Below are 22444 nucleotides of genomic sequence, written 5' to 3'. Positions count from 1 at the left end.
CGACCCAGAGTACGCCGCTGGCAAACTTGTCAAGGGTGGCTCAGGTCTCATTACCGCCCGCCCAGGGGCAATCGCCCGTGTGTGAGTGGCAGTTGCAAAGCCAACTTCGCCACCCCGACACACTCAAGCAACTGTGGCTAAACCTGAAAGCCAGCCTGTCGGTCGAGCAAACCTGTCAGCGTTGCCTCTTGCCCATGCAGGTCAATTTGGAGGTGGACAGGCATTTCCGGTTTGTGGCTGACGAGGCCACTGCGCTGGCCGAGGACGATGGCTGCGAGGAAGATTTGCTGTCGCCCGCCCCCGAATTGACCTTGCAAACCTTGCTTGAAGACGAGTTACTGCTGGCCATGCCCTTGATTCCTCGACACATCACTTGCGACGAGCCTTTGCCGCAGTCCAGCGACAACGATTTGCCCAATCCATTTGCTGCTTTGGCCAGCTTGAAGCTGGGTAAACAGTGAAAAACCCAGTTTCCGCTATAATCTTTGATTCTTTGCAGCAGGCTCATAGCCTCACCGCACAACCTTTTAGATCTTCAGGAGCCTGTCATGGCTGTCCAGCAAAACAAAAAATCCCCGTCCAAACGCGGCATGCACCGTTCACACAACGCACTCAACGTGCCTGGTTTGGCCCTAGAGCCCACCACGGGCGAGGTGCATTTGCGCCACCACATCAGCCCCACCGGCTTTTACCGCGGTCGCAAAGTACTCAAAACCAAGTCCGAAGCCTGATCGAGGTTTCGCTGAAAAGCCCGTCGCACATCGCATGGCGCGGGCTTTTTGCATTGCACGCTAGATTATTCAAACAGGTGAATCAACGGTGGTGACCTTGGCCGTCGACTGCATGGGGGGGGATCATGGCCCGTCCGTGACCTTGGCCGCTTGCAAGCAATTCTTGCAAAACCATCCTGACGCCCAATTGCTTTTGGTCGGCTTGCCCCAAGCCTTGACCCATTTCCATCATCCTCGTGCAAGCCTAGTCGCTGCATCTGAAGTGGTGACCATGGAAGACCCCCTCGAAGTTGCCTTGCGGCGCAAAAAAGACTCCTCCATGCGCATCGCTATTGAGCAGGTGCGTGACGGCAAGGCGGATGCGGCAATTTCTGCCGGCAATACCGGCGCCCTCATGGCCATTGCCCGTTATGTACTGAAAACCCTAGATGGTATTGACCGCCCAGCGATTGCAGGACAATTTCCTAATGCCAAGGGCGGTGCCACCACCATGCTCGACATGGGTGCCAATGTGGACTGCAGTCCTCAGCATTTGTTGCAATTTGCTTTAATGGGAACGGCCTTGGTTTCTGTTCTCAATGGCGATGAAAACCCCACAGTGGGTTTACTCAATATCGGCGAAGAAGATATCAAAGGTGGCGAAAATACCAAAAAAACAGCTGAATTGTTGCGATCTGCCGCTAAAAGTGGTGATTTGAATTTTTATGGCAATGTTGAAGGCGATGATATTTTCCATGGCACCGTCGATATCGTGGTGTGTGATGGTTTTGTTGGCAATGTCGCCCTGAAGGCCAGTGAAGGCTTGGCAAGCATGATCAGTGGTTTCTTGAAAAAAAGCTTTTCTGTCAACATTTTCACGAAAATTGCAGGCATCATCGCTTATCCTGCGCTAAGTGGCTTTAAAAGGCTGGTTGATCATAGGCGCCACAACGGCGCAGCCTTGCTGGGTTTGCGTGGTTTGGTGTTCAAGAGCCACGGTTCGGCAGATGCTTTGGCTTTTGAGGTGGCCTTGAGCCGTGCGTATGATGCAGCTCATCACCAATTGCTGGCCCGCGTGGAGCGCCGTTTGGCCCATGCCGCACCCTTGCTGGCAGCGGCCATGGCTGCAGAGACCATAGCCTGAAGCTTTGACATGACTGTTTACTCCCGCATTTCCGGCACCGGCAGTTACCTGCCCCCGCGCCGCTTGAGCAACGCCGATTTGGTCGCCCAACTGGCCGCCGATGGGGTGGAGAGCTCCGACGAATGGATCGTCGAGCGCACCGGCATTCGGGCGCGCCACTTTGCCGACACGGGTGTTTTTAGCAGCGATCTGGCCTTTGAGGCCTGCAAAAACGCTTTGCAAGCCGCGGGCAAGCGCCCGCAAGACATCGACCTCATCATCGTCGCCACCTCCACGCCCGACATGGTGTTCCCGTCCACCGCCTGCATCTTGCAGCACAAGCTGGCGCAACTCGATGCCGATGCGGCGGGCATTGCCGGTGCACCTGCTTTTGATGTGCAAGCCGTGTGCGCTGGTTTTGTTTACGCCATGAGTGTGGCCGACGCCATGATCCGCGCGGGCAATGCCCGACGTGCTTTGGTGGTGGGCTCGGAAGTGTTTTCCCGATTGCTCGACTTCAAAGACCGCACCACCTGCGTGTTGTTTGGCGACGGCGCGGGTGCGGTGGTGCTCGAAGCCTCGGACATACCCGGCATTTTGGCCACCGACATCCATGCCGACGGCAAGCATGTGGGTTTGCTGTGCGTCCCAGGCCACGTGCAAAACGGCCACATCTTGGGCGACCCGGTGCTGAAAATGGACGGCCAAGGCGTGTTCAAGTTGGCTGTGGGTGTGCTCGAAGGCACGGCACGTGCGGTGCTTGACAAAGCAGGGCTGACAGATGCCGACCTCGATTGGTTGGTGCCGCACCAAGCCAATATCCGCATCATCCAAAGCACCGCCAAAAAACTCAAACTTCCCATGGAAAAAGTCATTTTGACCGTGGCCGAGCACGGCAACACCTCGGCTGCTTCCATTCCCTTGGCGCTGGACGCTGGTGTGCGTTCAGGGCAAATGAAGCCCGGCCAATTGGTCATGCTCGAAGGCGTGGGTGGCGGTTTCGCTTGGGGCTCGGTACTTTTTCGCTATTGATATGAAGACATTTGCTTTTGTATTTCCGGGTCAAGGCTCACAGTCGGTGGGCATGTTGGATGCGTGGGGCGATAACCCCGTGGTGCGCGACACCTTGGCCGAGGCCAGTGCGGCTTTGGGCCAAGACTTGGGCCAACTCATCCATGCCGGCACCAAAGAAGATTTGGCCCTCACCACCAACACCCAACCGGTGATGCTGGTGGCCGCTGTCGCCGCTTACCGCGTTTGGCGCTCTGAGGGTGGTGCGACCCCAGCTTTTGTGGCGGGCCATTCTTTGGGTGAATATTCTGCTTTGGTGGCCAGCGGCGTGCTCAGCTTGGCCCAAGCCGTGCCTTTGGTGCGGCTGCGTGCCCAAGCCATGCAAGAGGCGGTACCCGTCGGTACCGGTGCCATGGCGGCGGTCTTGGGTTTGCCGTCTGATCAAGTTAATGCCATTTGCCAAGAAGCGCAAGCCAGCTTCGGCGCGGGCAGTTCTGAGGTGGTGCAAGCCGCCAATTTCAACGACCCCGGCCAAACCGTGATTTCCGGCAGCAAAGCAGGCGTGGACAAAGCCTGCGAGATGCTCAAGGCCGCCGGTGCCAAACGCACATTGCCGCTGCCCGTGTCCGCGCCGTTTCACTGTGCCTTGATGAAGCCCGCTGCCGAGCGTTTGCGTGTGGCTTTGGCCAATGTTCCCTTGCAAGCGCCCACCATCCCCTTAATCAACAACATCGATGTGGCCAGCCCCAGCAGCGCTGACGACATCCGCGACGCCCTCTACCGTCAAGCCTTTGGGCCGGTGCGTTGGGTCGAAGTCATTCGTGCCTTGCAGCAGCGCGGCGTGACCCATGTGGTGGAATGCGGTCCTGGCAAAGTGTTGGCCGGTATGACCCCGCGCATTGAGGCCAGTTTGCAAGCCGCCCCCTTGTTTGACCCCGCTACCTTGGTACAGGTGCAAACCCTTCTTTCTTGAAAACCATGACCACGCCAGACACCACCCCTCCTATCGCCTTGGTCACCGGTGCCTCACGCGGCATTGGCGCCTCGATTGCGCTTACCTTGGCGCAACAAGGCTTTCACGTCACCGGCACCGCCACCACGCCTGAGGGCGCGGTCCGCATCAGCGAACACCTGTCGGCGTTTGCCGGTTGCCAAGGCGCTTGTTTGCAAGTCAACGACGCCGAACAGGTGCAAGCTTTGGTCGACGGCATCGTCAAAGCATCAGGCGGCTTGCATGTGCTGGTCAACAATGCCGGCATCACCCGCGACACCTTGGCCATGCGCATGAAAGACGACGATTGGGACGCGGTCATCGACACCAACCTCAAGGCGGTGTTTCGCTTGAGCCGCGCGGTCATGAAACCCATGATGAAGCAGCGTTATGGCCGCATCATCAACATCACCAGCGTGGTCGGCGCCTCGGGCAACCCCGGCCAAGCCAATTACGCTGCTGCCAAAGCGGGCGTGGCCGGCATGACCCGCGCCTTGGCCAGAGAGCTGGGCAGTCGCCACATCACGGTCAACTGCGTGGCACCGGGCTTTATCGACACCGACATGACCGCCGGCCTGCCGCCCGAACAACAACAAGCTTTGCTGGCCCAAATCCCTTTGGGCCACCTAGGAAAACCAGAAGATGTGGCCCACGCCGTGGCTTTTTTGGCCAGTGTGCAGTCGTCTTACATCACTGGGCAAGAGATTCACGTCAATGGCGGGATGTTCATGGCCTGATACCTTGGTATAAGCCATTAGCAAGCCGTTTCGTCCGCGCGGCTAAAATCGTGGACTTCTAACCAACCCTTTGAGGGAAATATGAGCGATATCGAAACACGTGTCAAAAAAATCATTGCCGAACAACTCGGCGTGGAAGAGTCACAAGTCACCAACGAAAAAGCCTTCGTGGCCGATCTGGGCGCTGACTCCTTGGACACTGTGGAACTGGTCATGGCCTTGGAAGACGAGTTTGGCATTGAAATTCCAGACGAAGACGCGGAAAAAATCACCACCGTGCAAAACGCTATCGATTACGCACTGGCGCATAAAAAAGCCTAATTACCGAGGTTTCGCATGAGCCGTCGTCGCGTGGTCGTGACAGGCTTGGGCTGTGTGTCTCCGGTGGGAAACACAGCACAGGAATCCTGGACACGCATTTTGGCCGGTCAATCTGGCATAGACCGCATCACCCACTTTGATGCGTCCGCTTTCGCCTGCCACTTTGCCGGAGAGGTGAAAAACTTCAACCTCGACGCCTATATCTCACCCAAAGAAGCGCGCACCATGGACCGCTTCATCCATTTGGGGGTGGCTGCTGGCTTGCAAGCGGTGGCGGATGCGGGTTTGGCTACCGGTGAAGCGTTGGATGAAGAGGCTTCTCACCGCATAGGTTGCCTGATTGGTTCTGGCATTGGTGGTTTGCCGCTGATTGAAAACATGCGCGATGAACTCATGTCTCGTGGGCCACGGCGCATTTCGCCGTTTTTCGTGCCTGCCTCCATCATCAACATGATCTCCGGCCATGTGTCCATGCGCTGCGGCTTTAAAGGCCCCAATTTAGCCATCGCCACTGCCTGCTCTACAGGTTTGCACAGCATTGGTGAGGCTGGTCGCATCATCGAATACGGCGACGCCGATGTCATGGTTGCTGGTGGCGCAGAAGCCACGGTGTCGCCACTGGGCTTGGGCGGCTTTGCCGCCATGCGAGCCCTTTCCACTCGCAATGACGATCCGCAAAGTGCCTCGCGCCCTTGGGACCGCGATCGCGATGGTTTTGTGTTGGGCGAGGGTGCAGGCGTGGTGGTGCTGGAGGAGTATGAGTACGCTAAAGCCCGAGGCGCACGCATTTATGCCGAATTGATTGGCTATGGCCGCAGTGCCGACGCCGGGCACATGACTGCCCCCAATATGGACGGCCCACGACGCGCCATGCGCAGTGCTTTGGCCAATGCGCAGATCAACGCTGATCAGGTTCAATACCTCAACGCCCATGGCACCTCTACCCCGTTGGGGGACATCAACGAAACCCAGGCCATCAAAGCGGCTTTTGGTGACCACGCCAAGTCCTTGGTGGTCAGTTCGACCAAGTCCATGACCGGCCATTTGTTGGGTGGGGCTGGCGGCATTGAGAGTGTGTTCACGGTTTTGTCCTTGTATGACCAAAAAGCCCCCCCCACCATCAATTTGCACACCCCTGACCCCGAGTGCGATTTGGACTATTGCCCCAACACGGCCCGCGATATGAAAATTGAGGTCGCAGTCAAAAATAATTTTGGTTTTGGTGGAACCAACGGCACTTTGGTGTTCAAACGTCTTTAAAAACGCGAGATTGCCCCGATTTTGCTGAGGTGATGCCGGTACCTGATTACAGATGCTGACTTTTTCAAATACAACCACCTCTATTAGGTTTTGGAGCTAAACATGATGTTGAGCAAATTCAAAGACATGCGCATGGGCTTGTGGATGGGCGCTTTAAGCGTGACGGCTGTGCTTTGGAGTGCGCCTGCACTGCTGCCTTTGCAGTCTGCTTGGGCGCAGTCCAGTGGCGCGGTTCGTACCTTGCCCGATTTCACCGATTTGGTGGAGGCTGTGGGTCCTTCGGTAGTGAATATTCGGACATTAGAAAAAGCCTCTGCCAGTCCTGTGGCGGGTGGCCCCAACAATGGTGGCCCCAATAATGGCGGCCCCAACAGCGGTGGCCCCAGCGACGAAGAGTTGCAAGAACTGTTTCGCCGTTTTTTTGGCATGCCCCCGCCCGGCAAGCCCGGCACACCCGGTCAGCCCAGACAACCTAACCGCCCTCAGCAACAGCAACCCGAAGAGCAACCACGCGGTGTGGGGTCAGGCTTTATCTTGACCACAGATGGCTTCATCATGACCAATGCCCATGTGGTCGATGGTGCTGACCAAGTGATCGTCACACTCACCGACAAACGTGAGTTCACTGCACGCATTGTGGGCGCAGACAAACGCACCGATGTGGCCGTTGTCAAGATCGAGGCCAGTGGTCTGCCCCCTGTGAAAATCGGCGACCCCAACCGACTCAAAGTTGGTGAATGGGTGATGGCCATTGGTTCGCCTTTTGGTTTGGAAAATACCGTCACAGCTGGCATCGTCAGCGCCAAAGGCCGCGACACCGGCGACTATTTGCCATTTATCCAAACCGATGTGGCCATTAACCCTGGCAACTCGGGGGGGCCGCTCATCAATATGCGTGGCGAGGTGGTGGGCATTAACAGTCAAATCTATTCCCGCTCGGGTGGCTTCATGGGCATTTCTTTTGCCATCCCCATCGATGAAGCTGTGCAGGTCAGCACCCAATTGCGCGCTTCTGGCCGTGTTCAACGCGGTCGCTTGGGCGTGGGCATTGGCGATGTGAGCAAGGAAGTCGCCGAGTCCCTCGGCCTTGGTAAACCACAAGGCGCATTGGTCAGCAACGTCGAGGCGGGTTCCCCTGCCGACAAAGCTGGCATTGAAGCTGGCGACATCATTTTGAAGTTCGACGGTAAGAAGATAGAAAAATCGTCTGACCTGCCTCGCGCTGTAGGCGGCACCAAACCAGGCACCGCCAGCACAGTGACTGTGTTCAGGCGTGGTACCACCAAGGACTACCCCATCATGGTGGGCGAGTTTGAGCCTGACCGCACTGCTCAAAAAACCACCCCTGAAAAAACCACTCCGCCGAATGCAACCCAGTTGCTGGGTCTGACGGTCAGTGATTTGACCGATGCCTTGAAAAAAGAACTCAACCTCAAAGGCGGTGTCCGTGTGGATGCTGTGGCTGACCCGGCTTTGAAAGCTGGTATCCGAGAGGGTGACGTCGTCGTGCAGGTTGCCAACACCGAGGTAGCTGATGTGAAAGCTTTCACCCAACTGCTTACGCGCTTGGACAAAAGCAAGCCCATCAATGTCTTGTTGCGTCGGGGAGAGTGGGCGCAGTACACCGTGATTCGCCCGCGCTAAGCCCTTTGAATACAAAGGGTTTACCCTTGACGGTATTTGACGGATTCTCCCAACGCTATAAAAATATATTTTCAGTTTTCAGGTTTACCGCTAGGTCGCTTTTTTTAAATATAAAATCATCTAAAGAATTGATTCTAAAAATCTAAATTGATATAAAAAGACCGTAAATGACCACCATGCGAGATTCAGAAGACTTTCCCCCCAACGATCCACAGCTCACCCACAAGTTGTTCTGTTGTTTTCGCGCTGATTCTGTGGATAAATTGTGAATAATCTATGTGTCGTAGGGTCGCAACGTTGGCTTGAGGGGCTTGTAAGGGCTTTGGGCAAGTGCCTTTTTCCCTACAATGAAACCCCAACTATCGCAGTTGCCATAGATTGTTGGTTCCGGGCGCGTCATAACCTGACGCGCCCTTTTTTATGGTTTTCTCCTCTGTGAATTCAGATACTTAACAGCTTGCCTTGATGAACCACATCAGAAATTTTTCCATCATTGCGCACATTGACCATGGCAAATCCACGCTTGCAGACCGCTTGATTCAGCGCTGTGGCGGCTTGAGCGACAGAGAGATGCAAGCGCAGGTTCTCGACTCGATGGATATCGAGAAGGAGCGGGGGATAACCATCAAGGCGCAGACCGCTTCGCTGCGTTACAAGGCGAAGGACGGAGAAATTTACAACCTGAATTTGATCGACACACCAGGTCATGTGGACTTTTCTTATGAGGTGAGCCGCTCTTTGTCTGCCTGCGAAGGCGCTTTGTTGGTAGTCGACGCCAGCCAAGGCGTAGAAGCGCAGACGGTGGCCAACTGTTACACCGCACTCGACTTGGGCGTCGAGGTGGTGCCCGTGCTCAACAAGATGGATTTGGCATCGGCCGACCCTGAGAACGCCAAAACAGAAATTGAAGATGTGATCGGCATTGATGCCTCGCAAGCGATTCCCTGTTCGGCCAAAACCGGTATGGGTGTGGATGAGATTTTGGAGGCGGTGGTTGCCAGAATCCCGCCACCCAAAGGCAATCCCGATGCGCCCTTACGCGCCATGATCGTCGACAGCTGGTTCGACACCTATGTGGGCGTGGTCATGCTGGTGCGGGTGGTCGATGGCCGCTTGGCCAAAGGTGAGCGCTTCAAGATGATGGCCACCAATGCGGTCTACAACGCCGACAACTTGGGCGTCTTCACCCCTGCCAACGAGTCACGCGATTCGTTGGAAGCCGGTGAGGTGGGTTACATCATTGCGGGCATCAAAGAGCTGCAAGCTGCCAAGGTGGGCGACACCATTACCTTGGAGAAGAAGCTGCCCAATAACCTTGGGCCGGCAGAGCAAGCCCTGCCGGGCTTCAAGGAAATCCAGCCGCAGGTATTTGCAGGCCTGTACCCCACCGAGGCAAACCAGTATGACGCCCTGCGTGATGCTTTGGAAAAACTCAAGCTCAACGATTCTTCATTGCGCTATGAACCCGAGGTCTCGCAAGCCTTGGGTTTTGGTTTTCGATGCGGCTTTTTGGGTCTGCTGCACATGGAAATCGTGCAAGAGCGCTTAGAGCGGGAATTTGATCAAGACCTGATCACCACCGCGCCAAGCGTGGTTTATGAGGTGCTCAAAGCCGATGGCGAGGTCATCATGGTGGAGAACCCCTCCAAGATGCCCGAGACCAGCAAGATGGAAGAAATCCGCGAACCCATCGTCACCGTGCACCTTTACATGCCGCAAGACTATGTGGGCGCGGTCATGACCTTGGCTAATCAAAAGCGTGGTGTGCAGCTCAATATGGCCTACCACGGCCGACAGGTGATGCTGACCTATGAAATGCCGCTGGGTGAAATTGTTTTGGACTTCTTTGACAAGCTCAAAAGTGTCAGCCGTGGTTATGCGTCAATGGACTACGAGTTCAAAGAATACCGCGCTGCAGACGTGGTGAAGGTCGATATTTTGTTGAATGGTGAGCGGGTGGACGCCCTGTCCATCATTGTTCACCGCAGCCAGTCGCAGTACCGTGGCCGCGCAGTGGTCTCCAAAATGCGTGAAATCATCAGCCGTCAAATGTTCGATGTGGCCATACAAGCAGCGATCGGCGCGAACATCATTTCGCGCGAAACCATCAAAGCCTTGCGTAAAAACGTGCTGGCAAAATGCTACGGTGGCGACATCAGTCGCAAGCGCAAACTTTTAGAGAAACAAAAAGCAGGCAAGAAACGCATGAAACAAATCGGATCGGTAGAAGTTCCCCAAGAAGCCTTTTTGGCGATATTGCAGGTGGAAGATTGATCGCCGCCTTCACCGGCTTGGTGCTGGCCGCTTTTGTCGCTTACGCGGGTGCTTGGTACGCCGGCATTGTTGAAGGCAATTTTGCTTTGCTGTTATTGATGGCCACCACCGTCACCGGAGTTTATTGGGTGGCTGAAAAATTGTATTTTTGGCCGAATCGTCAACGCACCGCTCAAGCTTTGCAGGACCAATATGCCAAGCGTGAACAAGAGTTGATGCAACAAGGCATAGCCAAACCGCCAGAGCATCAGCAACTGGCGTCCAAAGTAGAAGAGATCTACCGCCAACCCTGGTGGCTGGATTGGACCGCAGGTTTGTTTCCTGTCATTGCCGCAGTCTTCATCTTGCGTTCTTTTTTGTTTGAACCTTTCAAAATTCCTTCCGGCTCCATGATCCCTACTTTGCATGTGGGTGATTTGATTTTGGTGAACAAATTCCACTATGGCGTTCGCTTACCCGTCATCAATAAAAAAATCACTGACGGCAACCCCGTGCAACGTGGTGATGTGATGGTGTTTCGCTACCCACCCAAGCCCAGCTTAGACTACATCAAGCGTGTCATTGGCGTGCCTGGTGACGAGATCGCTTATATCAACAAGCATCTCACCATCAATGGGCAACAAGTGGGTAAAACCGCCGTCCCAGAATTTTTTGATGCTGACAATATGCGCTACAGCAAGCAGTTCGAAGAGCCCATGCCAATTGGCAGCACACCTGCTGATATGAAAAACCTGCGGACCCACCGTTTGTTGAACGAAGAACGTGCGCCGGCTTTTGTGAGTGGCATAGATGACTTTGCCTACAAAGAAAATTGTACTTACAACGTCGAAGGTTTTATTTGCAAAGTCCCTGCAGGTCACTATTTTCTGATGGGTGATAACCGCGATAACTCCTTGGATTCACGCTACTGGGGCTTTGTGCCCGACCAAAACATCGTGGGCAAAGCTTTTTTTGTCTGGATGAATTTTGGCAATCCCAGCCGAGTTGGTGGTTTTGACTGACGATGACCGAGGTGCATGAGAAGCTGACCACCTCGGGCTTGCAAGACAGGTTAAAGCACCGCTTTGCCGAGCCAAAGTTGCTGGAGTTGGCGTTGACCCACCGCAGTTTCAGCAGCCAACACAATGAGCGCCTAGAGTTTTTAGGCGACTCGGTGCTCAATTTGGCGGTGTCTCGAATGCTCTACACAGCCTTGCGGGATCAACCCGAGGGTGACCTCTCCCGTGTACGCGCCAATTTGGTCAAGCAAGACACTTTGCACCGTTTGGCACTGGACTTGGGCTTGAGTGGCTTGATCCGTTTGGGCGAGGGCGAGATGCGCTCAGGGGGTCAACAGCGCCCCTCTATCTTGGCTGACGCCTTAGAAGCCATCATTGGTGCAGTGTTGATGGATGCGGGGTACGACGCTGCTGAAGGCTTGGTGCTGCGTTTGTTTGAGAAGGTGGCTATTTCCCCGACGATGTCCGCTGCTGCCAAAGACACCAAAACTGAATTGCAAGAGTGGCTACAAGCCCGGCGTATGCAACTGCCCATCTACCGTGTGGCAGGCACCACCGGTGCGGCACACCAACAAACCTTCGATGTCGAGTGCGAAATCGCTGAGATAAAGCAAGCCCAGCGCGGCATTGGTAATTCACGTCGCAGTGGCGAGCAAGCCGCCGCGGCCGCCATGCTCCAATGGCTGCAGGAGCATCCTTTATGACAGAACCTTTGATACCTGCAACGACTGGCAAACAACGCTGCGGTTTGGTGGCTATCGTGGGCAAGCCCAATGTGGGCAAATCCACCTTACTCAACGCCTTGGTAGGTCAAAAAATCAGCATCACCTCACGCAAAGCGCAAACCACACGCCACCGTATCACCGGCATACGCAGCGCAGGGGATACGCAGTTTATTTTTGTAGACACACCTGGCTTTCAAACCGACCACGCTAACGCCTTGAACCGTTCGCTCAACAAAACCGTCATGGGTGCTGTGAGCGATGTGGATTTGGTGTTGTTCGTGGTCAATGCGGGCAGCTTTGCAGCGGCAGATGCCAAAGTGCTGGCACTGTTGCACAAAGGCATTCCGGCATTGCTCATTGCCAACAAGCTCGATAAAGTGCACCGCCGAGAAGACATCGCCCCGTGGTTGCAAGACATGCAAACACGCCACCCGTTTGCGCAGTTCATGCCTATGTCGGCAAAAAACGCCAAGGACGTCGAGCGTTTGCTGACCCAGTGCCAAGCCTACTTGCCTGAACAGCCATGGTGGTACAGCGAGGACGAACTCACCGACCGTAGCGAAAAGTTTTTGGCCAGCGAGATCATTCGGGAAAAACTCTTTCGCTTCACGGGTGACGAATTGCCCTATACATCTACCGTCATCATTGATAAATTCAGCGAGGAGCCGGGCAAAACGGTGTCGCGCATGGTGCGCATTGCTGCCACCATCGTGGTCGAGCGCGATGGCCACAAAGCCATGGTGATTGGCGAGGGCGGCGAGCGGCTCAAGCAAATTGGCACACTCGCTCGCCAAGAGTTAGAAAAACTGATGGACGCCAAAGTCTTTATTGAACTGTGGGTGAAAGTGCGCTCGGGCTGGGCCGATGACGAGGCGCGGGTTCGCAGCTTTGGCTACGAGTAAAGCGGCAACTCTTCGGGTTTTGGATGAACCCGCTTTTGTGCTCCATCACTACGACTGGAGCGAATCCAGCCGCATTCTCGAAGTCTTCACCCGCCACCATGGGCGGGTGGCTTTGGTCGCCAAAGGCGCCAAACGCCCCACCTCCAATTTGCGTGCCGTCTTGCTGCCCCTGCAACCTTTGTCACTTTGTTATGGCGGCGACGCAGAAATTCGCACCTTGAAAAGTGCCGAGTGGGCGGGTGGTCATGTCATGCCCAGCGGCGAGGCTTTGCTGTCGGGCTATTACCTGAACGAACTCTTGTTGCGTTTGCTGGCACGTGACGATGCCCACCCCGCGTTGTTTGATACCTACCGCCAGACCGTGAAGGTATTGGCCAGCGGTTTGGACAACACCATCGCGCCTTTGTTGCGTTCCTTTGAGTTTCTGCTGCTGCGAGATATTGGATTTTTGCCAGACCTGTCGGTGCAAACCTTAACCTTGCAAGCGCTGCAACCAGAGGCCTGCTATGCCTTGTTTGCAGAAGGGGGGCTCAGAGCAGTTGAAGAGGGTGCTGCTTTGCGCGGCAGCCATTGGCTGCAGTTGCATGCTGCGGTTGCCACCGATGCGCCTTTAACTGCCTTGCTGCGGTGTTGCGCCGAGTTCGCACCCGAGTTGCGTAGTGCGTTGCAAACCCAGTTGCGCAACCTCTTGCACTACCATTGCGGCGTCAACAGCTTGCGCACCCGCCAAGTGATGATGGAATTGCAAGCTTTATGAACACCCATTTATCTGTCAACCTGAACAAAGTCGCGCTGGTGCGCAACACCCGTCACTTGGGTATCCCCAGCGTCACCCGAGCGGCCACCTTGTGTTTGCAAGCCGGAGCGCATGGCATCACAGTTCACCCCCGCCCCGACCAACGCCATATCCGCGACAGCGATGTGTTCGATTTGGCTAAATTGCTCAAAGCCTGGCCAGACCGTGAATTCAACATCGAGGGCAACCCTTTTCACAACCTGATGGCCTTGGTGGAACAGGTCAGGCCGCAGCAGGTGACCTTCGTGCCGGATGCCCAAGGCCAGTTCACCTCCGACCATGGTTGGCGCTTTCCCGATGACGCCAAGCGACTGCGACCACTCATCGCACAAGCCCAAGCTTGGGGCGCACGTGTCAGCCTTTTTATGGATGCAGACCCTGCAGCCATGGAGTTTGCAAAGGAAGTGGGCGCTGACCGCGTTGAACTGTATACCGAACCCTATGCCGCTAACCATGGCAGGCCCCAAGGCGCGGCGATATTGGCAAAGTTCGTTCATACCGCTCAGGCAGCGCTTACAGCAGGCTTGGAAGTCAACGCCGGACACGACCTGAATTTGGCCAATTTGCATGACTTTGTGCGGGCAGTGCAGGGTTTGAAAGAGGTATCGATTGGCCACGCCCTCATGGCTGATGCCCTTGAGAGGGGCTACACCGACACGGTGAAAGCTTATTTGGATTGCCTCAAGTCATGAGTCAAATTTACGGCATAGGCACCGATATTTGCGATATCCGTCGCATCCGCGCGGCCTTCGATCGCCACGGCGAGCGCTTTGCCCTCAAGGTCTTGAGCGACGCTGAAATGCAAACCTTTCGTGCTCGCAGTGCTCGTTGGCCAGACCGTGGTGTGCGTTTTTTGGCCACCCGTTTTTCGGTGAAGGAGGCGTTCAGCAAAGCCATTGGTCTGGGGATGCGCATGCCCATGACGTGGCGACATTGCGAGGTAGGACGTTTGCCCAGTGGCCAACCCACCATCGTGCTGCATGGTGCTTTGAAAGAGTGGTGCGCCAAGCGGCAACTGCGTGCCCATGTCACTCTGAGTGACGAAACCGACTACGCCACCAGCCATGTGATTGTTGAACAAACCGCTGCTTAAACCATGACGACTGAGAAACACGCCCCCTTGATTTTGGATATCGCTGGCACTTCGCTCAGCGACACCGACCGCCGCCGCTTGGCGCACCCGCTGTGTGGCGGCATGATTTTGTTTGCCCGCAACTGGGTAGACCGTCAGCAACTCACGACCTTGTGCGCTGATATCAAGCGTGTGCGACCAGATGCTTTGATTTGTGTGGACCATGAGGGCGGGCGTGTTCAGCGCTTTCGTAGCGATGGTTTTACCCATTTGCCGCCCATGGCCGAGTTGGGTCAACTGTGGTTAGAGGATGACAAAGATTTGCCTGGAAGTGGCGCTTTGAACGCCACCAACGCCGCCACCGCCTGTGGCTACATACTTGCATCCGAGTTACGAGCCTGTGGCGTTGACTTCAGCTTCACGCCTGTGTTGGACTTGGACTTCGGTACCAGCGGCGTGATTGGCGACCGCGCTTTTGCGCGGGACCCGCGCATGGTGGCTGTGCTGGCCAAGAGCCTGATGCACGGTTTGTTGCAAGCGGGCATGGCCAATTGCGGCAAGCATTTTCCGGGGCATGGTTTTGTGAAGGCGGATTCTCACACCGATATTCCCGTCGACAAGCGCAGTTTGAAGACCATCTTGCATGATGACGCCTTGCCTTATGCGTGGTTGACCACCAGTTTGACCAGCGTCATGCCCGCCCATGTCATTTACCCCAAGGTGGACGCGCGGCCAGCGGGTTTTTCCAAGCGTTGGCTCAAAGACATCTTGCGCCGCCAACTCGGCTTTGGGGGCGCTGTGTTCAGCGACGACTTGTCCATGGCTGGCGCACGTTTGATCGACGGCAAAGAGGTCAGCTACACCGAGGCCGCCGTGGCCGCTTTGCAAGCGGGCTGTGATTTGGTGCTGCTGTGTAACCAAAGCACCCCAGACAGCCCACAAGCTGGGCTGGCGGTAGACGAGTTGCTGGATGGCTTGGTTCATGCGCAAACCCATAATGCAAACCATTCCAAGTGGCAAGCCAGCGCGGTCAGCGAGCGACGGCGTTTAGCCCTTTTGCCCTCCCCCAAGGCCTTGGATTGGGCCACTTTGATGCAAAACCCCAGCTATTTGCAAGCTTTGAGCCTGTTGCCCTGAAAAAAGAGGGCGCAGACAGAGATCGGCACAAAGCCTGTCAAAGCGGTTAAAATAGACCCTCTTGCCCCGAAGACAACGGGGCTTAGCAGGACTAAAGGATACCCATGGCAACCAAATCTGGCAAAACCTCTGTTGACGAGAGTGGTCTTCGTTTTACCAGTCGTGAGAATGGCTCCCCCTTTGCAGGCATGGGAAAAATGGGCGAAACCATGTCATGCATCAAGTGCGGCATGCACAAACCCCGCCGTCAAGGTAGCCAACAGCGCTTTGCAGGCAGCTTGGCATTTTTCTGCCATGACTGCAAACCGCCAAAACCGGCTGTTCCCGCAACGCCTGCCGCGCCCAAGGCCGCTTAAAGCGCTTCTCGGCGCAGAGCGGGGAACAAAATGACGTCCCGAATGCTGGGACTGTCGGTCAAGAGCATCATCAAACGGTCAATGCCAATCCCACAACCTCCGGCGGGCGGCATACCGTATTCCAAAGCCCGAACGAAATCGTGGTCATAGAACATGGCCTCGTCGTCACCACCGTCTTTGGCGTTGACTTGGGCATGAAACCGCGCCGCTTGGTCTTCGGCGTCGTTCAACTCGCTGAACCCATTACCAAACTCACGGCCCGTGATGTAGAGCTCAAAACGCTCGGTCACCTCGGGGTGGCTGTCGCTGGCACGGGCCAAGGGTGAAATTTCCACCGGATGTTCACAAATGAAGGTGGGCTCCCACAGTTTGTCTTCCACGGTTTCTTCAAAGTACAGCACTTGCAGACCCGCCAAGCTGCGGGTGGAGAGTTTGTGCTTTTCTTCGGTGAAGCCCAGTTTTTTCAAGGCGTTGGTCAACCACGCGGCGTCGTCCACATGGTCGCCAGCCTCGGTGTGCTTCTGAATAGCCTCGCGGATGGTCAGACGGGCAAAAGGCTTGGACAAGTCCACAGGTTTTTTGTCATAGGTCAGCAGCAAAGTGCCCACGGCTTTGTCGGCAGCATCACGGATCAAGCTTTCGGTGAACTGCATCAGGTCTTGGTAATTCCAATAGGCCGCGTAAAACTCCATCATGGTGAATTCTGGGTTGTGACGCACCGAAATACCTTCGTTGCGAAAATTGCGGTTGATCTCAAACACCCGCTCAAAGCCGCCGACCAACAAACGTTTCAAATACAGCTCAGGCGCGATACGCAAAAACATCTCTTGGTCTAGTGCATTGTGGTGTGTGGCAAAAGGCCGTGCGTTAGCGCCCCCTGGGATAGGGTGCAGCATGGGCGTTTCCACTTCCAAAAAGCTGTGTTGCACCATGAACTCACGAATACTGCTAACAGCTTTGCTGCGTGCCATGAAGCGCTGGCGCGAGGTGTCGTCGGTGATCAGGTCGATGTAGCGCTGACGGTATTTGATTTCTTGGTCGTGGATGCCGTGAAATTTATCGGGCAGGGGACGCAGGCTTTTGGTCAGCATGCGAATGCTGCTGACATGCACCGATAACTCGCCGGTTTTGGTTTTGAACACATGGCCTTCAGCGCCCACGATATCGCCCAAATCCCAGTGCTTGAAGTCTTCGTAAATGTCGACACCAATCTCTTCGCCCTTCACATACACCTGCATACGCCCTGTGCTGTCTTGCAGCGTGGCGAAACTGGCCTTGCCCATGACGCGCTTCAACACCATGCGACCAGCAATACGCACCGTGTGTTTTTCTTCTGCCAGCACCTCGGCGGTTTTTGCGCCATGCGCGGTGTGCAAAGCGTCAGCGTGGTGCGCAGGTTTGAAATCATTGGGGAAAGCCACCGGACCGCCTTGGGCCTGGCGAGCACGCATGGCGCTCAATTTTTCGCGGCGTTCTGCGATGAGTTGGTTTTCGTCTTGGGGTTCGGGGGAGGTGGTGTTTTCGGACATGCAAGGATTCTAAGAGTTCGCAGACAATGCAAGCTGTTTAAGCAGAGCACACCGAAACACCATGAGCGACACGCCCACCCGCCCCGAACTCCCTGACCGTTTGTCTATCGATACCCGCAGCCCTCATTACTTGGAGGCGGTTTTTCACCACGACATCGGCATTCGCTTCAATGACAAAGAGCGACATGATGTGGAGGAGTACTGCATCAGCGAGGGTTGGATCAAGGTGCCGGCTGGCAAAACCTTGGACCGCAAGGGCAAGCCCCTGCTGATCACCTTAAAGGGCAGGGTAGAGGTGTATTACCGCTGAGCTTAGGCGACCGAATCCGCCGGTTGCTTGGTCAGCATGGCCAAAGCATTGGCGATGGCTTTGCGTAAATCGCGGCGGTCGCAAATCAGATCGAGCGCACCTTTTTCCATCAGGAACTCTGAGCGCTGGAAGCCTTCGGGCAGGGTCACCCGCACCGTGCTCTCGATCACCCGAGGACCGGCAAAACCAATCAAGGCCTTGGGTTCGGCAATCACCAAGTCGCCCATGAAGGCAAAACCCGCCGACACACCACCCATGGTGGGGTCGGTCAACACGCTGATATAAGGCAGGCCTTTTTGTGCCAAACGTGTGAGGGAAGCATTGGTTTTGGCCATTTGCATGAGAGACAGCAAGCCCTCTTGCATACGAGCGCCACCCGTGGCGGTAAAGCAAATGAAAGGAACTTTTTGTTCGATGGCAGTATGCACGCCACGCACAAAGCGCTCTCCCACCACCGAACCCATGGAGCCGCCCATGAAGTCGAACTCAAAACAAGCGACCACCACATTGATGCTGTGTACCGCACCACCCATGACCACGAGTGCATCAGTTTCGCCCGTGTTTTCAAGCGCCTCTTTCAAGCGGTCTGGGTATTTGCGGCTGTCCTTGAATTTCAGAGGGTCCATGGGCAACACCTCTTGCCCAATTTCATAGCGTCCTTCGGGGTCGAGGAAGGCGTCTAACCGCTTTCTGGCTGAAATGCGGTGGTGGTGGCTGCATTTAGGACAGACGTTTTGGTTTTCTTCCAAATCGTTTTTGTAAAGCACGGTTTCACAACTGGGGCATTTGACCCATAAACCTTCGGGAACACTGCGTCGGTCAGCGGGGTCGGTTTGCTGGATTTTGGAGGGCAGCAGTTTTTCAAGCCAGCTCATCAGATTTCCTTAATCAAAACAGCGAAATGCGTACGGCAAAAGTGCTCAGCCACGGCGCATTATGCGTCCATTGCCTGGCGAATCTCGGCCATGAAGCTGCGGGCGTGCTCGGTCGCTTGTCCGCTGGGGGCAGCTTCCACCAATTGGATCAGCTTGCTGCCAATCACCACCGCATCAGCCACTTTGCCAATGGTTTGGGCGGTGGCCGCGTCGCGGATGCCAAAGCCCACGCCCACAGGGATGTGCACATGCTGGCGAATGCGCGGCAGCATGGCTTCGACCTCGTCGGTGTTCAAAGCGCCCGAACCGGTGACGCCTTTGAGCGAAACGTAATACACATAGCCGCTGGCCACCGCAGCCACTTGTTGCATGCGTTTGTCGGTGCTGGTGGGGGCGAGCAAGAAAATCAAATCCATGTGGTGGGCACGCAAGCTGGCAGCAAAGTCCACGCATTCCTCGGGCGGATAGTCCACGATGAGCACACCGTCCACGCCTGCTTTGGCCGCATCGGCCACAAAACTGTTGACGCCGTGTTTCAGGTTGTAGTTCTCCACCGGGTTGGCGTAGCCCATCAACACAATGGGGGTGGCGCTGTCGGTGGCGCGAAATTCTCGCACCATGGCCAGCACCTCGCCCATGCCCACACCGTGGCGCAGCGCGGCTTCACCGGCTTTTTGAATCACCGGGCCGTCGGCCATGGGGTCGCTAAAGGGCACGCCCAGTTCGATGATGTCGGCGCCGCCTTGCACCAGCGCGTGCATCAGACCCAAGGTGTGCGAGGGCTCGGGAAAGCCAGCCATCAAATAAGGAATCAAGGCTTTGCGGCTAGCGCCTTTGAGGGCGGCCATCACGGGGGCAATGCGGCTCATGCTTTGCTCCCGTTCAATGCCGCCAACGAAATGGCTTGTTCGCCTTTGACGCTTTGGCCTTGGCAGCTGGGTCGGCAAAAGAAATCGGCGTTGGACAAATCTGCCACCGTGCCAATGTCTTTGTCGCCGCGCCCCGACAGGTTCACCAAGATGGATTGTTGCGGTGTCATGGTTTTGGCGAGTTTCATGGCATAGGCCACCGCGTGGCTGGACTCCAGCGCGGGGATGATGCCCTCGGTGCGGCACAGGTAGTGGAAGGCATCCAGCGCTTCTTGGTCGGTGATGCCCACATACTCGGCGCGACCTATGTCTTTCAAAAATGCGTGTTCGGGGCCCACGCCGGGGTAATCCAAACCAGCGCTCACCGAATGGGTTTCGGTGATTTGCCCATTGGCGTCTTGCAGCACATAGGTGCGGTTGCCGTGCAACACACCGGGTACGCCGCGTTGCAGCGAGGCCGAGTGCCGACCTGATTCCATGCCTTCGCCAGCGGCTTCAATGCCGATCAAACGGGTTTTCTCAAACGGGATATAGGGGTAAAAAATACCCATGGCGTTGGAGCCGCCGCCCACACAGGCCAGCACCGCGTCGGGTTGCAAGCCGTGGTGCATGGTGGGCATTTGCGCGATGCATTCCTCGCCAATCACGCTTTGGAAGTCGCGCACCATCATGGGGTAGGGGTGCGGTCCTGCCACCGTGCCAATGATGTAGAAGGTGTTGTCCACATGGGCGACCCAGTCGCGCAGGGCTTCGTTCAAAGCGTCCTTCAAGGTTTTGCTGCCCGACTCCACCGGCACCACGGTGGCACCGAGCAACTTCATGCGATAGACATTCGGGCTTTGGCGTTTCACGTCTTCGCTGCCCATGTAGACCACGCATTCCAGGCCGTAGCGGGCACAAATGGTGGCGGTGGCCACGCCGTGCTGTCCCGCGCCGGTTTCGGCAATGACGCGCGGCTTGCCCATGCGCTTGGCCAGCATGGCTTGACCGATGGTGTTGTTGATTTTGTGCGCACCCGTGTGGTTGAGGTCTTCGCGCTTGAAGTAAATCTGTGCGCCACCCATTTCGCGGCTCATGCGGGCTGCGTGGTAAATGGGCGAGGGGCGGCCCACAAAATGCGCCAACTCGGATTTGAACTCGGCGATGAATGCGGGGTCTTGTTGGTACTGGGCGTAAGCGTCTTTGAGTTCTTCGATGGCGTGGGTCAGGGTTTCGCTGACAAAACTGCCGCCGTAGATGCCAAAGTGGCCGCTGGCGTCGGGTTGTTGGTAGGTGGACATGGTTTTTCCGAAAGGGGTGCAACCCATGGGTTGCTCTAAAAATTAACTGGCAAGTTGCGTGCTACGCACGGCTGCCACGAAGGCACGGATTTTGTCGGCGTCTTTGATGCCTTTGGCGCTTTCCACGCCCGAGCTGACATCAACCGCCAGTGACAGTCCGCGCGAATGCACGGCGCGAATGCCGTCGGCCACGTTTGCAGGTGTGAGTCCACCAGACAAAACGAGGTGAGCATTGACGTTTGTTGGAAGCTGTGACCAATTGAATGAGCTGCCACTGCCGCCATAGGCATCGACCAAGGTGTCGAGCAACAGGGCATGGGCTTGTGAGTAATCGGATGCGTATTTTAAGAGGTCAAAAGGCAACTTGCCCTCAGGGGTTTCCTTGGGGATACGCGCCACCCGAATCCAGCGTCTGCCGAGGTTTTGCGCCACTTCTTGGCAAAAAGCAGGGGTTTCGTCGCCGTGAAACTGTAGCCAAGCGCCAGGTACCTGATGCGCGGCCTGTGCAACTTCTTCAACTGAGGCATTCACAAACAACAGCACCGGCGTGACAAACGCTGGCAGCAATCTGGCCAATTCAGACGCTCTGCGCGGCGAGACGTAGCGTGGGCTGTGGGGGTAGAGCACAAAACCGAGGGCATTGATACCGGCAGCCACGGCAGCTTGCACATCTTGCTCGCGAGTCAGTCCACAAATTTTGATGGGGATGGCGTTCATGGGGTGAGTCCAGGCAAGCTATCGTAAGCCGCGGTGCGATTGGGCAAGCCCCAGGCGTTGTCGTATACCGGCCCCAAAAAATACAAACCGTCAGGAGGAAAAGTAGGTGCTGCCACTTTTCGGCTGTGCGCCTGCAAAACAGATTGCATCCACTCTGGGGCTTGAAGGCCTTGTCCAATGGCGACAAAGCAGCCCATGAGGTTGCGAATCATGTGGTGCAAAAAAGCCGACGCTTGGAAATCAAAACGCCAATAAGCGCTCTCTTCGCTTTGACCGATACGCTGAATGCCAATGTGCATCATGTTTTTAACAGGGCTGAGTGCTTGGCAACTGGAGGCGCGAAAGGAGGTGAAATCGTGTTCGCCAAGCAAGTACTTTGCGGCTTCTTGCATGGGTGCCATTTGCATTGGCCGGTAGACCCAGCCCACCCGTCCGGCTTCTAGGCTGGGGCGAACCGGCGACTGCAAGACGATATAGGCATAGCGTCTTGACAAAGCGCTGCCACGGGCATGAAAGCTGTTGGGAACTTCTTGCGCCCACTGCACCGCGATGTCGCTAGGCAAAGAGGTGTTGGTGCCGCGCACCCAACTTTGCATATCACGGTGGATGGCCGTGTCAAAGTGCACCACTTGCATCAGACCGTGAACACCTGAATCGGTGCGCCCTGCACACAAGGTGCGAATCGGTTGGGTAGCAAAACTTGACATGGCAACTTCAAGCTTGTCTTGTACCGTTAGCCCATTTGGCTGGCTTTGCCAGCCTTCGTAGGTTTGACCCGCATAGCTCAAACCCAGCGCTATGCGCATT

General features: G+C 55.9%; 25 protein-coding genes. 19 read left to right on the top strand and 6 right to left on the bottom strand.

All coding sequences use genetic code 11. From position 1 onward, the window contains the following. The 18 genes from AC9UEO_RS01760 to AC9UEO_RS01675 form a co-directional block, all read left to right on the top strand. On the top strand, nucleotides 1-461 hold a 461-nt coding region (locus AC9UEO_RS01760; RefSeq protein ID WP_509529076.1), incomplete at its 5' end, for a YceD family protein. 87 nt (nucleotides 462-548) lie between these two features. After that, the gene (gene rpmF / locus AC9UEO_RS01755) at nucleotides 549-731 is read left to right on the top strand and encodes a 50S ribosomal protein L32 (protein ID WP_509529074.1); all 183 of its coding nucleotides are present in this window, start codon (nucleotides 549-551) and stop codon (nucleotides 729-731) included. Nucleotides 732-819: 88 nt separating this feature from the next. Further along, a complete protein-coding gene (gene plsX, locus AC9UEO_RS01750) occupies nucleotides 820-1854 on the top strand; it encodes a phosphate acyltransferase PlsX (protein WP_509529072.1) in 1035 nt (344 codons plus the stop codon). Between the two features lie 9 nt (nucleotides 1855-1863). Beyond that, nucleotides 1864-2865, top strand: coding sequence for a beta-ketoacyl-ACP synthase III (locus tag AC9UEO_RS01745; protein ID WP_509529069.1), 1002 nt, complete (start codon nucleotides 1864-1866; stop codon nucleotides 2863-2865). Nucleotide 2866: 1 nt separating this feature from the next. Further along, the gene (gene fabD / locus AC9UEO_RS01740) at nucleotides 2867-3817 is read left to right on the top strand and encodes an ACP S-malonyltransferase (RefSeq protein ID WP_509529066.1); all 951 of its coding nucleotides are present in this window, start codon (nucleotides 2867-2869) and stop codon (nucleotides 3815-3817) included. Between the two features lie 5 nt (nucleotides 3818-3822). Continuing rightward, nucleotides 3823-4572, top strand: coding sequence for a 3-oxoacyl-ACP reductase FabG (fabG, locus tag AC9UEO_RS01735; protein ID WP_509529063.1), 750 nt, complete (start codon nucleotides 3823-3825; stop codon nucleotides 4570-4572). Nucleotides 4573-4653: 81 nt separating this feature from the next. Further along, nucleotides 4654-4893, top strand: coding sequence for an acyl carrier protein (gene acpP / locus AC9UEO_RS01730; RefSeq protein WP_509529060.1), 240 nt, complete (start codon nucleotides 4654-4656; stop codon nucleotides 4891-4893). Nucleotides 4894-4908: 15 nt separating this feature from the next. Beyond that, entirely contained in the window at nucleotides 4909-6153 is a 1245-nt protein-coding gene (gene fabF, locus AC9UEO_RS01725; protein ID WP_509529058.1) for a beta-ketoacyl-ACP synthase II, read from the top strand. 102 nt (nucleotides 6154-6255) lie between these two features. Then, nucleotides 6256-7797, top strand: coding sequence for a DegQ family serine endoprotease (locus AC9UEO_RS01720; RefSeq protein ID WP_509529056.1), 1542 nt, complete (start codon nucleotides 6256-6258; stop codon nucleotides 7795-7797). Between the two features lie 465 nt (nucleotides 7798-8262). Continuing rightward, entirely contained in the window at nucleotides 8263-10071 is a 1809-nt protein-coding gene (lepA, locus tag AC9UEO_RS01715; RefSeq protein WP_509529053.1) for a translation elongation factor 4, read from the top strand. After that, nucleotides 10071-11072 carry a signal peptidase I gene (lepB, locus tag AC9UEO_RS01710; protein WP_509529095.1) on the top strand — a complete coding sequence of 334 codons (1002 nt, stop codon included), beginning with the start codon at nucleotides 10071-10073 and terminating at the stop codon, nucleotides 11070-11072. The genes lepA and lepB overlap by 1 nt, the downstream gene beginning before the upstream one ends. A 2-nt stretch (nucleotides 11073-11074) precedes the next feature. Then, a complete protein-coding gene (gene rnc, locus AC9UEO_RS01705) occupies nucleotides 11075-11773 on the top strand; it encodes a ribonuclease III (protein ID WP_509529050.1) in 699 nt (232 codons plus the stop codon). Beyond that, nucleotides 11749-12696, top strand: a complete 948-nt coding sequence (era, locus tag AC9UEO_RS01700) for a GTPase Era (RefSeq protein WP_509529049.1) — start codon at nucleotides 11749-11751, stop codon at nucleotides 12694-12696. The genes rnc and era overlap by 25 nt, the downstream gene beginning before the upstream one ends. Continuing rightward, nucleotides 12659-13453, top strand: coding sequence for a DNA repair protein RecO (recO, locus tag AC9UEO_RS01695; RefSeq protein WP_509529047.1), 795 nt, complete (start codon nucleotides 12659-12661; stop codon nucleotides 13451-13453). Before era ends, recO begins: the two co-directional genes overlap by 38 nt. Then, a complete protein-coding gene (locus tag AC9UEO_RS01690; protein WP_509529045.1) occupies nucleotides 13450-14184 on the top strand; it encodes a pyridoxine 5'-phosphate synthase in 735 nt (244 codons plus the stop codon). Before recO ends, AC9UEO_RS01690 begins: the two co-directional genes overlap by 4 nt. Further along, on the top strand, nucleotides 14181-14585 hold the full coding sequence (acpS, locus tag AC9UEO_RS01685) for a holo-ACP synthase (protein ID WP_509529043.1): 405 nt from the start codon (nucleotides 14181-14183) through the stop codon (nucleotides 14583-14585). The genes AC9UEO_RS01690 and acpS overlap by 4 nt, the downstream gene beginning before the upstream one ends. Nucleotides 14586-14588: 3 nt before the next feature. Further along, nucleotides 14589-15701: a beta-N-acetylhexosaminidase gene (gene nagZ / locus AC9UEO_RS01680; protein ID WP_509529041.1), complete on the top strand. Its 1113-nt coding sequence runs from the start codon at nucleotides 14589-14591 to the stop codon at nucleotides 15699-15701. 104 nt (nucleotides 15702-15805) lie between these two features. Continuing rightward, complete coding sequence (locus AC9UEO_RS01675; protein ID WP_509529038.1) at nucleotides 15806-16057, top strand: hypothetical protein; 252 nt, start codon at nucleotides 15806-15808, stop codon at nucleotides 16055-16057. Here the strand turns inward: AC9UEO_RS01675 and lysS are convergent. Further along, complete coding sequence (gene lysS, locus AC9UEO_RS01670; protein WP_509529036.1) at nucleotides 16054-17586, bottom strand: lysine--tRNA ligase; 1533 nt, start codon at nucleotides 17584-17586, stop codon at nucleotides 16054-16056. The genes AC9UEO_RS01675 and lysS overlap by 4 nt on opposite strands. A 61-nt stretch (nucleotides 17587-17647) precedes the next feature. Between lysS and AC9UEO_RS01665 the strand changes: the two genes are divergently transcribed. Beyond that, nucleotides 17648-17896: a DUF3297 family protein gene (locus AC9UEO_RS01665; RefSeq protein ID WP_509529033.1), complete on the top strand. Its 249-nt coding sequence runs from the start codon at nucleotides 17648-17650 to the stop codon at nucleotides 17894-17896. Nucleotides 17897-17898: 2 nt separating this feature from the next. Here the strand turns inward: AC9UEO_RS01665 and accD are convergent, their stop codons facing one another. Genes accD through truA form a run of 5 tightly spaced genes read right to left on the bottom strand, consistent with a single transcriptional unit; the run spans nucleotide 17899 to nucleotide 22443 of the window. Continuing rightward, the gene (accD, locus tag AC9UEO_RS01660; protein ID WP_509529031.1) at nucleotides 17899-18771 is read right to left on the bottom strand and encodes an acetyl-CoA carboxylase, carboxyltransferase subunit beta; all 873 of its coding nucleotides are present in this window, start codon (nucleotides 18769-18771) and stop codon (nucleotides 17899-17901) included. Nucleotides 18772-18830: 59 nt separating this feature from the next. Further along, the gene (gene trpA / locus AC9UEO_RS01655) at nucleotides 18831-19640 is read right to left on the bottom strand and encodes a tryptophan synthase subunit alpha (RefSeq protein WP_509529028.1); all 810 of its coding nucleotides are present in this window, start codon (nucleotides 19638-19640) and stop codon (nucleotides 18831-18833) included. Further along, nucleotides 19637-20920 carry a tryptophan synthase subunit beta gene (gene trpB / locus AC9UEO_RS01650; RefSeq protein ID WP_509529026.1) on the bottom strand — a complete coding sequence of 428 codons (1284 nt, stop codon included), beginning with the start codon at nucleotides 20918-20920 and terminating at the stop codon, nucleotides 19637-19639. Before trpB ends, trpA begins: the two co-directional genes overlap by 4 nt. Before the next feature lie 42 nt (nucleotides 20921-20962). Then, the gene (locus tag AC9UEO_RS01645) at nucleotides 20963-21637 is read right to left on the bottom strand and encodes a phosphoribosylanthranilate isomerase (protein ID WP_509529024.1); all 675 of its coding nucleotides are present in this window, start codon (nucleotides 21635-21637) and stop codon (nucleotides 20963-20965) included. Then, nucleotides 21634-22443 carry a tRNA pseudouridine(38-40) synthase TruA gene (gene truA, locus AC9UEO_RS01640; protein ID WP_509529093.1) on the bottom strand — a complete coding sequence of 270 codons (810 nt, stop codon included), beginning with the start codon at nucleotides 22441-22443 and terminating at the stop codon, nucleotides 21634-21636. Before truA ends, AC9UEO_RS01645 begins: the two co-directional genes overlap by 4 nt. Nucleotide 22444 lies beyond the last annotated feature (1 nt).

Origin of the sequence: Limnohabitans sp. (assembly GCF_040401495.1) — a bacterium.
In the GTDB taxonomy this organism is placed as follows: domain Bacteria; phylum Pseudomonadota; class Gammaproteobacteria; order Burkholderiales; family Burkholderiaceae_C; genus Limnohabitans.
The sequence above is the reverse complement of the archived record's forward strand: the minus strand, read 5'-3'. Positions and strand labels throughout refer to the sequence as shown.

Excerpts from the sequence above, each read along its gene's own strand:
- rpmF (WP_509529074.1), top strand. The coding sequence starts at position 549 with ATGGCTGTCCAGCAAAACAAAAAATCCCCGTCCAAACGCGGCATGCAC.
- AC9UEO_RS01745 (WP_509529069.1), top strand. The coding sequence starts at position 1,864 with ATGACTGTTTACTCCCGCATTTCCGGCACCGGCAGTTACCTGCCCCCG.
- fabD (WP_509529066.1), top strand. The coding sequence starts at position 2,867 with ATGAAGACATTTGCTTTTGTATTTCCGGGTCAAGGCTCACAGTCGGTG.
- fabG (WP_509529063.1), top strand. The coding sequence starts at position 3,823 with ATGACCACGCCAGACACCACCCCTCCTATCGCCTTGGTCACCGGTGCC.
- acpP (WP_509529060.1), top strand. The coding sequence starts at position 4,654 with ATGAGCGATATCGAAACACGTGTCAAAAAAATCATTGCCGAACAACTC.
- fabF (WP_509529058.1), top strand. The coding sequence starts at position 4,909 with ATGAGCCGTCGTCGCGTGGTCGTGACAGGCTTGGGCTGTGTGTCTCCG.
- AC9UEO_RS01720 (WP_509529056.1), top strand. The coding sequence starts at position 6,256 with ATGATGTTGAGCAAATTCAAAGACATGCGCATGGGCTTGTGGATGGGC.
- lepA (WP_509529053.1), top strand. The coding sequence starts at position 8,263 with ATGAACCACATCAGAAATTTTTCCATCATTGCGCACATTGACCATGGC.
- rnc (WP_509529050.1), top strand. The coding sequence starts at position 11,075 with ATGACCGAGGTGCATGAGAAGCTGACCACCTCGGGCTTGCAAGACAGG.
- era (WP_509529049.1), top strand. The coding sequence starts at position 11,749 with ATGGCTGCAGGAGCATCCTTTATGACAGAACCTTTGATACCTGCAACG.
- recO (WP_509529047.1), top strand. The coding sequence starts at position 12,659 with ATGACGAGGCGCGGGTTCGCAGCTTTGGCTACGAGTAAAGCGGCAACT.
- AC9UEO_RS01690 (WP_509529045.1), top strand. The coding sequence starts at position 13,450 with ATGAACACCCATTTATCTGTCAACCTGAACAAAGTCGCGCTGGTGCGC.
- acpS (WP_509529043.1), top strand. The coding sequence starts at position 14,181 with ATGAGTCAAATTTACGGCATAGGCACCGATATTTGCGATATCCGTCGC.
- nagZ (WP_509529041.1), top strand. The coding sequence starts at position 14,589 with ATGACGACTGAGAAACACGCCCCCTTGATTTTGGATATCGCTGGCACT.
- AC9UEO_RS01675 (WP_509529038.1), top strand. The coding sequence starts at position 15,806 with ATGGCAACCAAATCTGGCAAAACCTCTGTTGACGAGAGTGGTCTTCGT.
- lysS (WP_509529036.1), bottom strand. The coding sequence starts at position 17,586 with ATGTCCGAAAACACCACCTCCCCCGAACCCCAAGACGAAAACCAACTC.
- AC9UEO_RS01665 (WP_509529033.1), top strand. The coding sequence starts at position 17,648 with ATGAGCGACACGCCCACCCGCCCCGAACTCCCTGACCGTTTGTCTATC.
- accD (WP_509529031.1), bottom strand. The coding sequence starts at position 18,771 with ATGAGCTGGCTTGAAAAACTGCTGCCCTCCAAAATCCAGCAAACCGAC.
- trpA (WP_509529028.1), bottom strand. The coding sequence starts at position 19,640 with ATGAGCCGCATTGCCCCCGTGATGGCCGCCCTCAAAGGCGCTAGCCGC.
- trpB (WP_509529026.1), bottom strand. The coding sequence starts at position 20,920 with ATGTCCACCTACCAACAACCCGACGCCAGCGGCCACTTTGGCATCTAC.
- AC9UEO_RS01645 (WP_509529024.1), bottom strand. The coding sequence starts at position 21,637 with ATGAACGCCATCCCCATCAAAATTTGTGGACTGACTCGCGAGCAAGAT.
- truA (WP_509529093.1), bottom strand. The coding sequence starts at position 22,443 with ATGCGCATAGCGCTGGGTTTGAGCTATGCGGGTCAAACCTACGAAGGC.